This window comes from Caproicibacter sp. BJN0012, from assembly GCF_035986805.1.
Taxonomy (GTDB): Bacteria; Bacillota; Clostridia; order Oscillospirales; family Acutalibacteraceae; genus Caproicibacter.
In genome coordinates, this window is record NZ_CP142518.1 from 1635320 (window position 1) to 1647101 (window position 11782).

Genomic DNA, 11782 nt, shown 5'->3' on the forward strand with positions numbered 1-11782 from the left:
CGTCTATGGTATGAAAAACATATTTTTGTATTAGATTATGTTACATGAGACAATATTATCAAGGAATACAAAGAGTATTTGTTTTAATTGCCAAATCCTCCGAGACTCTTTTGAAGATCGCGGAAAATTTGGATGGCAATATAGTAAATCGCGCAGCCTCTTGGGAGGCGGACATCGTGCCCTGTCACGGCGGCCAGCTTTTTCAGCTTGTACTGCAATGTGTTTTTGTGCATGAACAGTTTTTCGGAAGCGCGTTCGATGGAGCCGTCCGCCTCAAAATATACCTCCAGAAGACGAATCCAGTGCCGGATTTCCTCGAAGCTGCAGCCTTGAAAAATTCTTTGCAGGTATTCCCTTTTGACGGCGGGAGGAATATCCTCCAGAAAGATTTCCGTCGTCATCTGGCTGTACAGAGTAACCTGAAACGGAGCCCTGCAGGCGTGAGAAGCCTTGTTGGCTCTGGTATAAGCGCTTTTTACATCCAGAGTTCCGTTGGGATTGTCATCGATGCCGGCCAAAAGTTCAATATTGTGGGCCGTGCGGATCCGATGGATCAGCGACTGGGCCAGCTGCTCCATCTGCTGGTCGTCCCGTGGGGTCACAAGACAGATTTGCTTGGTGGTCATGCGAAGGAACACATTGTTTGGATCCTTGCAGATCAATTGCCGGATAGATTTTTCCACTTCCTCGATCTGTTTCTGGCCTTCGTTTGTTCCTGAAAGGCTTTGAAAATTTTCCAGACGCAGAACCATCGCGCGCCGCGGACGCAGAATGTCAATGTGCAGAGCAATCCCTCTTTCGGCAAAGGAATGCCCTTTTTCCAGACCGTCTCCCAAAATCCAATTTTCCAGAAAGCGGCTTTCGATTTTTTTATCCAGCCGCTCCTGTTCCTGCGCATAGCTTTCACGGACCAGGATTTCGGTCATTTTCTTAACGATCTGACCATAATTGAAAACCTGTTCGTAAGGACCGGTGATGCCGACAACGCCGATGATTTTTCCTTCAATGGTGATGGGAAGGTTCAGCCCGGCGCGGGTAGTCTGTGTTTCGTCTTCCTTTTTCACATAAAATTCGGGAAGCTGTTCGTCGATAATTTTTTTTGCCCCGGCGTGGAAATTGCCGATCCGCTTGGGATCCGTGCTTGCGATGATATAGCCGTTTTCGTCCATCAGATTGACGTGCTGCTTCACGATGGAACTGATTTCAAGGGCAATCTGCCGTGCACTTTGAACAGAAAGGAACATAACGGTTTCCCCCTCCGGTTCGCCTGTTTTTCAAAAATGAGAGCTTTTATCGCTTCTGTGTGGCGGTATTTCTTTTTTGTCTTTTTATTATATCACGGAATCCGGAAAGGGCGGGGCATATATCTCGCTCTGCTGTTCCATCAAAAACAGACGTCCGTGCTGATGCAGTAAAACAGGCCGCCGATCGGCGGCCTGTTTTACTGCACAAAAAAGTAACGCCAATGTGCGGTCGGCGTTACTTTTTTAGCACCTTTCAGTGCCGTTGGAAAAGAGGACCAGAGGATTGGGGTGAGGCACAGAAATCGTTCCGGCCGTTTCCTGGCTATAGGACCGCGACGCTGTCGCGTTTTATCAGCATATTGCAGATTTCGATCTTCAGATGGATATCCGGATTCCCGCTGTTGATCCGTTCCACAAGACGCCGCACGGCAACCCGGCCCATTTCTTCCTTGTCAACGCGGATCGAGGTGAGCATCGGGGTAGAGATCCTGCAGAAGGGCAGGTCGTCGAAGCCGATGACCGAGATGTCTTGCGGTATGGTCACGCCGTGCTCATTCAGGGCCTTGATGGCCCCGAATGCAATAATATCGTTGTCTGCGAAAAAGGCCGTAGGCAGGGGCGGATCACTTTCCAGCAGCTTGCTCATATCTTGGTGGGCCCCCTCCACCGTCGGTGTCAGGGGAAAGGTATAGTTCGGGTCGGGTGCGATCCCGGCATCCTGCAGCGCCAGCATCCATCCCAATTCGCGATAGCTGAAATTTCGGATCCGTATTCTGCTTTTCAGGTAGCCGATCTTCTTGTGCCCGCATGCGATCAGATACTGGGTGGCTTCTTTTACAGAATCCAGATTATTGATGAAGACGCTGTCGAAAACGGTCTTTTCAAACCACGCGTCCAGAAGGACCAATGGTGCCGCCGCTCTTGCAAAAGGCACGATGTCTTCCTCCGTCAATTCCGTTGCCAACAGCAAAATGGCATAGGAAGGGTCGGACAGCAGTACCTGAAGCTGCTGCTGATAGTCCGGCTGCCCGGTGTCAAGATTGAGCAGGGTGATTTCATAACCGGCTTCCCGGCTTTCATTTTCCACTCCTTCGATCAATGCCGAAAAAAAGGGTGTGTCGGCAACAACCTGGCCGCCATTTTTTATGATCACAAATCGGATCCCGTCGATCTTGCGTGAACCCTGATATCCGCAGGCACGCGCCGCCTCCAGAATCTGACGGGCCGTTTCGGGACTGACGCCTTTTTTATTATTCAAGGCATTGGAAACCGTCGCCTGAGAAAATCCCGTCATTTCACTGATTTGTCGAATGCTTACCTTCATATGTGTCCGCACCTCTTCTGAAAACACCTCTCCGTAATTTATTATTATATTCTTGTTTGTTTACTTGCACAAGGCATTCCTGCAACTGATCATCCGGAAAGCGTCAAGGTCCATGCGGCATATCGATCCGGCAATGGAAAAATCAGGGAAACCGGGACTGAACTTCTGCCAGTGTCGGTATGCTGGCGGCGGCACCCTTGCGGGAAACTGCGATCGCCGATGCCTGTGAAGCAAGCTTCATAGCGTCTCTTAAGCCGCCCTGGCGAAGAATTTCTGAAAGGAAAAAACCGGTGAACGTGTCGCCGGCTCCGGTCGTATCCACCCTCGGCGAAGGGAAAATCGGCTGGTGGAACCGGTCGCCGCGGTCCAGGCAGACTGCGCCGTCACGGCCCAGCGTAAGCACACACACCGCCCCGGGAAACCTGGCCTGCATCCGATCCAGAATCCGGTCGGGCTCCCGTTCGCCCGTCAGTTCAGACCCTTCCACTTCGTTCAGGAAAAACATCGACACTCTGGAAAGATCGCAGGCAAGGATATTCTTGTCAAACGGCGACGGATTCAGAACGATACGCATTTTTTTACGATAGGCAAGGTCAAGGATGATAGGAATGTCGTTGATCTCGTTTTGGAGCAGAAGGACGTCGCCTTCAGAGAACCCGGACAGAGCACTCTCTGCATAATCCAATGAAATGCGGCGGTTGCTTCCGCCGTAAAGCAGAATGCAGTTTTGCCCGGAGCGGTCTACTTGGATGATGGTGTGGCCGCTTTTTCCGGGCACTGTGCGTACCAAAGAAACATCCACCCCGCTGCTGCGGCAGATCTCCAGCAGGCGTCCGCCGTCCTCGCCGACCATCCCCGCGTGGCAGACCGGCGCTCCTGCGCGTGCCAGCGCCAGAGACTGGTTGAGCCCTTTTCCGCCGCAGAAGACTTCCATGCTCAGCGAGGCCGTTGTTTCCCCCTCCCTGACAATATGGTCGACCGTATAGACATAGTCATAGTTCAGCGAGCCGAAATTCAAAATCTTCATTTCTGCAGATCCCTTCATGCGGGGAAGGCAACCCCTGCCCTGCAGATGATATTGGGGAAGGGGGTGAATTCCCCCGTGCGCACGGCGAACTTCACGTTTGCCGACATTTCCTTGAGCCTGATGTGCGGAATTTTATCACAGGTGGCTTCCGGCAGCTTTCCCTGTATATAGGCAAGAAGCTCCGGGTTTTTCTCGGTGATCTCTTCCGCAAGGGTATAATGCTCCACCACTGTTTCCGACAGGATCGCGTCCAGCACCTGACGGAACGTCGGCACACCCCCGCACACTGCCAGATCCACAACCGGCACCCCTTTCGGGATGGGCATGCCGGCATCCCCTACCATAAACAGATCCTTGTGACCCAGCGCCGCGATGTATCCGGCAAGCTGGGCGTTCAGCACTCCGCTTTTCTTCATTACAAGATGACTCCTTTTATGTATTGCGCGCCTGCAAGGCGATCTTTGCCTCCATTTTACGCTGGAACTGATCGATGATAACGGCGAGGACAATGACCAAACCTTTAATGACCTTCTGCCAGAATTCAGAAACGCCGCACATCACCATGCCGTCGTTGATTACGCCGATGACGAACGCACCGAGGATGGTGCCGCCGATGGTCCCGACACCGCCCGCCATGGAGGTGCCGCCCAGAACAGCCGCTGCGATTGCGTTCATTTCCCACGAATCACCGGTGTCAGGATGCGCCGCAACCAGCTGAGCGGACGTGATAATGCCGACGATAGCCGCGCAGATGCCGGAAACGACATAAACAATGATTGTGACTTTGTTGACCTTTACGCCGGAGAGCCTTGCGGCCCTCTGGTTGCCGCCGACCGCAAGAATGTGCCAGCCGAAGGATGTTTTCTTCAGGATTACCGCCGCGATCGCGGCAATGACAACAAAGATGATCGCCCCATTGGGGATGCCGAGCGTATTGCTGCCAAACAGGATAAACCCGGTGTTGCCGAGACCCGCCTTGCCGGTGATGTCGGAGAAGGTCGCGCCATTGCTGCGCAGGTTGGCAAAGCCGCGCGCAATATACATCATGCCGAGCGTGGCGATAAAAGGCGCCACGTTGAATTTCGTGATTACAATCCCGTTGACCCATCCGATCAGCGCGCCGACCAGTACGGTAATCAAAAATATGGACGGGACGTTAAAATACAGGGTCACGCCGAACAGGTTGAGCGTAAGCCCTTCCTGGATCAGCCCGCCCGCGATCATGCCGCCCAGTCCGACGATGGACCCGACCGAGAGGTCGATGCCTCCGGTAATGATGACGTAGGTCATGCCCACCGCAAGAATGCCATAGAGCGCAACGTGTTTCGCGATCAGGAGAAGCGTCTCTCCAGCGAGAAAATTCGGGGCCGCGATGCTGAAAAAGGCAACCAGCAAAATCAAAACGATCAGTGTACGTCCTTTCAGCAACAGCATGATGAGAGATGAATTCGACTGCTTCTTTTTCATATAACCAGTTTCTCCTTTACTCTTCAGACGATTTGGTGTGGTGGCCCTTGTAAGAGGCGAGGACCAAATCGTTTTCATTGATTGAGTCGCCGCTCAATTCACCTGTCAAAATGCCGTTGGAAAGAACGAGAATGCGGTTTGCAATTGCGATAATCTCTTTGAGCTCGGAGGAAATGACGATGATGGAAAGGCCGCGTTCCGCATACTGGCGGATGATATCGAAGACCTCCGTCTTTGCGCCGATGTCGATTCCGCGGCTCGGTTCGTCAAGCAGCAGGATCCTCGGTTCGGTCAGAATGCCCTTGCCGATAACCACCTTCTGCTGGTTGCCGCCGGAGAGCGAAAGGATAGGCAGGTTTTTGTCGGCCACCTTGATATGGATGTCCTTAATCTGTTCGTCGACATTTTTATCTTCCTCTTTCGGGTCCAGAAAAATGCCTTTTACATATCGCTTTAAGCTGGAAAGCGAGATATTCTTTTCGATGTCCAGCGTCTGCACCAGGCCTTCCCTCTGCCTGTCCTCTGGCACCATGGCAAAGCCGCGTTCGATCTGCTCCGCGACGCCGTGGATCTTGATCGGCTTTCCTTCCAGGGACACTTCGCCCGTGCTTTCGGGGTGCAGCCCCATGAGGCATTCGAAAAGCTCCGTGCGGCCGGCGCCCAGCAGGCCGTAAATGCCGAGGACCTCGCCCTTTTTCAGATCGAAGCTGACGTGGTTGACCGTGTACCCGCCGCCGTTTTTCGGCAGGCAGAGATCCTTGACCTGCAGGACGGTCTCGCGCTTGCTCCAGTCGATATCGCGGTCCAGCTTTGGGTAGGATTTGTCGCTGCCCACCATCTGCTTGACAATCCAGCCGATATTGATATCCCCGACCTCGGCGTCGGCAACATACTTCCCGTCGCGCAGGATAGTGACATGGTCGCCGATTTCCATGATCTCTTCCAGCCGGTGGGAAATATAGACAATGGAGATCCCCGCGGCCGTCAGCTCGCGGATGACCTTGAACAGGACTTCCACCTCCTGTTCGCTCAGGGAGGAAGTCGGTTCGTCCATGATGAGGATTTTCAGATTTTCCTGGACCAGGTTGCGGGCGATTTCGATCATCTGCTGCTGCCCCACGCGCAGGTCTCCGACCAGCGTATACGGGTTCAGCGGGTGTTCCAGCCGCGCCAGGACTTTTTTCGTCTCTTCAATGTGCTTTTTATTGTCCAGTTCAAAACCGTTTTTCGTTTTCTCGCGGGCCATGAATATGTTCTGGTAAACCGAAAGGTTAGGGAAGAGGCTCAGTTCCTGATGAATAATGCCGATGCCGCATTTGCGCGCGTCGTCCGTATTCCGGAAGCTGACTTCCCCGCCGTCCATGAAAATCTGTCCCGCGCTGGGCTGCTCAATGCCCGCGATAATTTTCATCAGCGTCGATTTGCCCGCTCCGTTTTCCCCGACCAGCACGTTCACTTTTCCTGTTCTGACATGGAACGAAACCTGATCGAGCGCCTTGGTGCCGGGGTAAATTTTATCGATATGGTCGGCAAACAGGCACACATTCCCGCTGCCCTTCTCGATCGTCTCCATCTGCGCGCCCCCTATTTCGCCTTAATCTGAACCGGCGTAATCCGAATCTCCGTATCGTCGCCGGCTGTAAAGCATCCGGTGAATTCAATCGTTTTGCCCGTCAGGGAAGCGACGTTTGCGGGGTCGACCGCTTCTTTCTGCACGGTCTTATTGATGCTCTGCGAGATCTGCGCCCACTGCACCTGGTTCTTGTAGTCTTCATATTTGATAAAACTCAGGCTGTCGCGCACGGAAGTCCCCATATAAACCGGACCGATCTGGATCTTGATGGCCTGTTTCCCGCTGTAGCCGTCGAGAGACAGCTGCATGGTGCCGGCCTTTTTCTGCTGATCCACCGAAGTCACTTTTCCGGTTCCCTTGACAATAAAATTCACTTCTCCGCTGGTGCCGGAAGAAAATTTGCCGTATTTTTTCGCGACCGACTGAAGGCTGCCGTTTGCTTCGGTCAGCAGAGTATTCAGGTCGACCGCCTCTTTAGTCAGTTCCGGAACCGCTTTGGACGCCCATATCTGATCGACGCTGTCTCCTGCGTTGAACGTGGTTTCGCCTGTCAGTTTGCCTTCTTCACCAATTTTAACGACCTTGGCGCATCCTGCGAAAGAAGAAACAACAAGCGCAAACGCAAGCAGTGAAGCCGCTATTTTCATTTTCATGTCTTAATTCCCCGTTTCTGGAAAACTCAAACTCTCTGATGCCCGTCTTCATGAACGAGCCAATGGCAGTGATTAGGAATATAGGGGGCGGGGGAGGTTCCCGGTCGGGACCTCTCCCGCCCCAATAAAGAATCAGGAAGAAAAGAACATCTTGCTGTCAGGGTCAGTCGGAGTATACGAAGGTATGCAGCTTGTCAACATTGTCTTTTGTGATGATTACACAGTCAATGAGCTGTTTCTCATCCTTGCCGGTAGAGCCCGTTTTCAGGTACTGGTCGGCCTGCTCCACTGCGGTTGTGGCGATAACGGCGAACTGCTGCAGGGCCGTACCGACCATGTTTCCCGACTTGATCTGGGCCGCGGCCTCGTCGGAACCGTCGACGCCGACAATCTTGATGTCTTTCTTGCCGGATTCCTTGACGGCAGCGGCGGCGCCGACCGCCATGGTGTCATTGCCGCAGACGATTCCCTTTATGTTCGGGTGGGACTGCAGAATGGTTTCGGTCTTGTCGTAAGCCTGAGTCTGCTCCCAGTTGGCCGTCTGAGTCTCAACGCATTTCATGTCGGTGTACTGGTCGATGACCTCATGGAACGCGCTGGAGCGTACGCCTGCGTTCGTGTCGGAGTCCTTGCCTTTCAACTCGGCGTATTCGCCTTTTTCGCCCATGGCTTCGACAAATTTTTCGGCGATGCCTTTCGCGCCCTGATAGTTGTTCGCGACGATCTGGGCGATGGCGACGCCGGACTGGTTGATTTCACGGTCGATCAGGAAAGTCGGAATATTGGCGTCGGCCGCTTTCTTGACGGCGGCCACAGTGGCGTCGGCGCCCGCGTTGTCACAGATAATGGCGGCCGCTTTATCTGCAATGGCATTGTCGAACAACTCGCTTTGTTTGTTGGCGTCATCGTCATGCGAAACGGCTTTGACCTCGTAACCCAGGGCCTTTGCCTTTGTGGATGCGTTGTCGGCCTCGGCCTTAAACGCGGGGTTTGAGATCGACGGAGTGATGATATAGATGATTTTGGAACTGCCGCCTGTCAGACGTTTTTGTGTGGCGGCGGACGACGATGCCTGTGAGGAAGTTTCCTCCGGCTGTGCCGCCGCGGAAGACGCTGCGGACGACCCGTTGGAACTGCAGCCTGTGAAAATTGCGCCGGTCATAATAGCCGACATAAAGATCGCTGTGGTTCTTCTGAGTTTCATACAAATTCCCCCTAAAAAATTTTTAAAACTTAACAGGGTATTGCCCTGTGTTTTACTTCATGATGCAGCGCCAGCGCCACCGCCTGCTTCCATCCGGAGAGAAGTCTCTCCCGCTCCGCCGCAGGCATCTTGCTTCTGTATTCCGTAAGATAGGCCCGATCGAAAATCTTCTCGCCGTCATACAGCCCGGCCGAAATGCCCGCTGTAAACGCCGCGCCCATGCCCGAAAGCTCCTGCAGACCGGGAATGCGGACCGGCAGCCCGATCAGGTCGCTCTGAAACTGCATCAGGTATCCGTCTCCGGTCGGGCCTCCGTCGGCGCGCAGCTCCGTAATGGGAAGACCGGACTGCCCGCGCATGCTTTCCACGATGTCCGTGATCTGGTACGCAATGCAATTCTCTGCGGCCCGCACGACTTCCGCTTTTCCTGTCGTACGGGTCATGCCCGTCATCACGGCAGTCGCCGCGCTGTCCCAGTAGGGCGCTCCCAGCCCCGTGAAAGCCGGCACCAGATAGGTGCGGTCATCCGGGTTCGCTTTTTCCGCCAGGGACTGCGCTTCCGCGGCCGACTGAATCAGGTGAAGGTCGTTCTTCAGCCAGGAAATCACGGCGCCGGTGTAGTTGATGTTTCCTTCAAGAACATAATCGACTTTGCCATCCATTCCCCAGGCCAGCGAGGTGACGACATCTTTGCCGAAAACCGGCCGGCTGCCGATATTCATCATCACGGAAGAACCCGTGCCATAGGTAGCCTTCACCATGCCGGGACGCAGACAGCCCTGGCCGAACAGGGCGCCGTGACTGTCGCCGAGTACGCCGCAGATCGGAACGGGCCTTGGCAGAAAGCCTTCAAAATCCGTTTCGCCGAAGACGCTGTCGGAGCCGCAGACCTGTGCGAGACAATGTTTCGGAATTCCAAACGCCCTGCATAGTTCCTCATCCCATCGAAGAGAAGAAATATTGAAAAGCTGCGTCCGCGATGCGTTTGAATAATCGGTTTTAAAAGCGCGGCCTCCGGTCAGGCGGTAGACAAGCCAACTGTCAACCGTTCCCATGCAGAGGGATCCCTCTGCGGCCTTTCGCTTGGCGTCCTGCACATTTTCCAGAATCCAGGCCAGCTTTGCCGCCGAAAAATACGGTGAAAGAGGAAGGCCGGTTGCCTGTTTCACCCGCTGCGCGAAATCCCCCGTGTCCAGCCGGCGGCAGATCCCGGCGCCGCGCGCACACTGCCAGACAATGGCGTTATAAACCGGTTTTCCGGACGCGCGGTCCCACGCGAGAGCCGTTTCCCGCTGGTTGCTGATGCCGACCGCCAGAATCTGCTCTTTCGCGATGCCGGCCTTTTCCGCAACATCACGCACGGCCGCCAGGGTATTGACGTAAATCTCTTCCGGGTCATGCTCTACCCAGCCGCGGTCGTTAACAATCTGCGCGTGCGCGCGGTCGCAGCGGGCAATCAGATGTCCGTCCCCGTCAAACAGCAGCCCTTTCGTCCCCTGTGTGCTTTGGTCCACCGCCAGAATGTACTTATCCATGAGGCATGACCCCTTCGGCCGCTTCCGCAATTCCCGCGGCGTTCAGGCCGTAATAGTCGAAAACCTCTTTCGACGTGCCCGTGACCACCGGGGAATCCGGCAGGGTCAGGCTCCTGACGCGGGCGGGATGTTCGGCCGCGACGATCTGGCTGACCATGGAGCCCATGCCCCCGAAGGCAGTATGCTCTTCGACCGTGACGATGCCGCGTGTTTCGGAAGCGGCCTTCAGCACGGCTTCCCGGTCGATGGGTTTCACGCAGTACATGTCCAGCACGCGTGCGGAAACGCCCTTTTCCGCCAGAAGCGCCGCCGCGTCTTTCGCGGGCCTGACCATTTCGCCGTAGGCGATGAGCGTCACGTCGTCGCCGCCGCGCACCAGCGTGGCACGATCCATTTCAAACGGGACATTGCCCTCTTCATAAACATCCTCCACGGCATTGCGTCCCACACGCACATAGGCCGGTTCCCCGCCCCTCAGCAGCGCCCGAATCAGGCACTCCGTCTGGAAGCGGTCGCTCGGCAGGTAGACGCGGAGTCCCGGGATGGAAGCCATGGTTGCGATATCGTTGGTCGAATGGTGCGTCATGCCGAGCGCGCCGTAGCTGATGCCTCCGCTGATGCCGACGAGCGTGACATTGGTGTGGGAGTAGGCGACGTCCACCTTCACCTGTTCCATGCTGCGCGTGGAAAGGAAACTCGCCGGGGAGACGGCAAAGCATTTTTTACCGCAGCGGGCAAGACCGGCGCTGACGGAAACCAGGCTCTGCTCGGCGATGCCGACTTCCACGAACTGTTCCGGGAACGCCTCCGCGAAGCCGGTCATGGAGCCGGAGCCGCGCGAGTCGCTGCACAGCACGACGATATTTCTGTCCCTGCCCGCCTCGTCCATCAGGACGCTGCAGATGACCTGCTTGTTTGCAACCTTATTCATAGCGCGGATTTCCTCTTTTCTTCCAGTTCCCTCATGGCCTGGGCGTATTCCTCCTGTGTGGGCAGGCGGTGGTGCCATCCGGCCTTGTTTTCCATGAACGACACGCCGCAGCCCTTGGTCGTGTTCGCGATGATGACCGTTGGCTTCCCTTTCGCGGCTTTCGCAAGCTCCACGGCGTTGCAGACCGCCGTCACGTCGTTTCCGGGAATGGAGAGCGTGTTCCAGCCGAACGCCGCCCAGCGTTCCTCCTGGCTGTCCTGCTTCATGACCTCTTCCGTACCGCCGGAAATCTGGAGGCGGTTGCGGTCCACGAGCGCGGTGAGATTGTCGAGCCCATAATTTGCGCCGGCCATGACGCCCTCCCAGACGGAGCCTTCGGCAAGCTCGCCGTCGCCCAGCACGGTGTAAACGCGGTACGGCGCACCGTCCATGCGGGCGGCCAGCGCCATGCCCACCGCCAGGGAAAGGCCGTGGCCCAGCGAACCGGAATTCATTTCCACACCCGGGACCTTGTTGTTCGGGTGTCCGATAAATTTCGACAGATACCTGGAATATGTATCAAACAGCTCCTGCTTCGGGAAATATCCCTTGTCTGCCAGAATGCAGTACAGAGCCTCCACGGAGTGTCCCTTGCTGAGAATGAAGCGGTCGCGGAGCGGGTCGTTTACGTTTTCCGGCGTACAGTTCATCTCCCGGTAATAGAGCGCCACCAGGATATCCGTTTCGCTCAGATCCCCGCCGATGTGCCCGCCGCCGGCCTTGCGGATCAGGGTGACGACGTCCTCTCGGATTTGCCAGGCTTTTTCTTTCAGATTCACCATGCC

At 55.4% G+C, this 11782-nt stretch carries 11 protein-coding genes; all 11 read right to left on the bottom strand.

The annotated features are described in order from the left end of the window. Nucleotides 1-83: 83 nt before the first annotated feature. Complete coding sequence (locus VA597_RS07875; RefSeq protein ID WP_128742216.1) at nt 84-1244, bottom strand: CdaR family transcriptional regulator; 1161 nt, start codon at nt 1242-1244, stop codon at nt 84-86. Between the two features lie 322 nt (nt 1245-1566). Continuing rightward, complete coding sequence (locus VA597_RS07880) at nt 1567-2595, bottom strand: LacI family DNA-binding transcriptional regulator (RefSeq protein ID WP_326975627.1); 1029 nt, start codon at nt 2593-2595, stop codon at nt 1567-1569. A 115-nt stretch (nt 2596-2710) separates the two neighbouring features. Further along, the gene (locus VA597_RS07885) at nt 2711-3595 is read right to left on the bottom strand and encodes a ribokinase (protein ID WP_326975628.1); all 885 of its coding nucleotides are present in this window, start codon (nt 3593-3595) and stop codon (nt 2711-2713) included. A 14-nt stretch (nt 3596-3609) separates the two neighbouring features. Further along, a complete protein-coding gene (rbsD, locus tag VA597_RS07890; RefSeq protein WP_128742219.1) occupies nt 3610-4011 on the bottom strand; it encodes a D-ribose pyranase in 402 nt (133 codons plus the stop codon). Between the two features lie 16 nt (nt 4012-4027). Continuing rightward, nucleotides 4028-5062, bottom strand: coding sequence for an ABC transporter permease (locus tag VA597_RS07895; RefSeq protein ID WP_326975629.1), 1035 nt, complete (start codon nt 5060-5062; stop codon nt 4028-4030). A gap of 16 nt (nt 5063-5078) precedes the next feature. Next, nucleotides 5079-6635 (bottom strand): sugar ABC transporter ATP-binding protein, encoded by a 1557-nt coding sequence (locus tag VA597_RS07900; protein WP_128742221.1) that lies wholly within the window; start codon nt 6633-6635, stop codon nt 5079-5081. An 11-nt stretch (nt 6636-6646) separates the two neighbouring features. Continuing rightward, entirely contained in the window at nt 6647-7288 is a 642-nt protein-coding gene (locus VA597_RS07905) for a DUF2291 family protein (protein WP_128742222.1), read from the bottom strand. 163 nt (nt 7289-7451) lie between these two features. Then, nucleotides 7452-8492, bottom strand: coding sequence for a D-ribose ABC transporter substrate-binding protein (locus VA597_RS07910; protein ID WP_128742223.1), 1041 nt, complete (start codon nt 8490-8492; stop codon nt 7452-7454). 29 nt (nt 8493-8521) lie between these two features. Next, complete coding sequence (locus VA597_RS07915) at nt 8522-10027, bottom strand: FGGY-family carbohydrate kinase (protein WP_128742224.1); 1506 nt, start codon at nt 10025-10027, stop codon at nt 8522-8524. Continuing rightward, on the bottom strand, nt 10020-10958 hold the full coding sequence (locus VA597_RS07920) for a transketolase family protein (protein ID WP_128742225.1): 939 nt from the start codon (nt 10956-10958) through the stop codon (nt 10020-10022). The genes VA597_RS07915 and VA597_RS07920 overlap by 8 nt, the downstream gene beginning before the upstream one ends. Continuing rightward, nucleotides 10955-11779, bottom strand: a complete 825-nt coding sequence (locus VA597_RS07925) for a transketolase (RefSeq protein ID WP_128742226.1) — start codon at nt 11777-11779, stop codon at nt 10955-10957. Before VA597_RS07925 ends, VA597_RS07920 begins: the two co-directional genes overlap by 4 nt. Nucleotides 11780-11782: the final 3 nt, after the last annotated feature.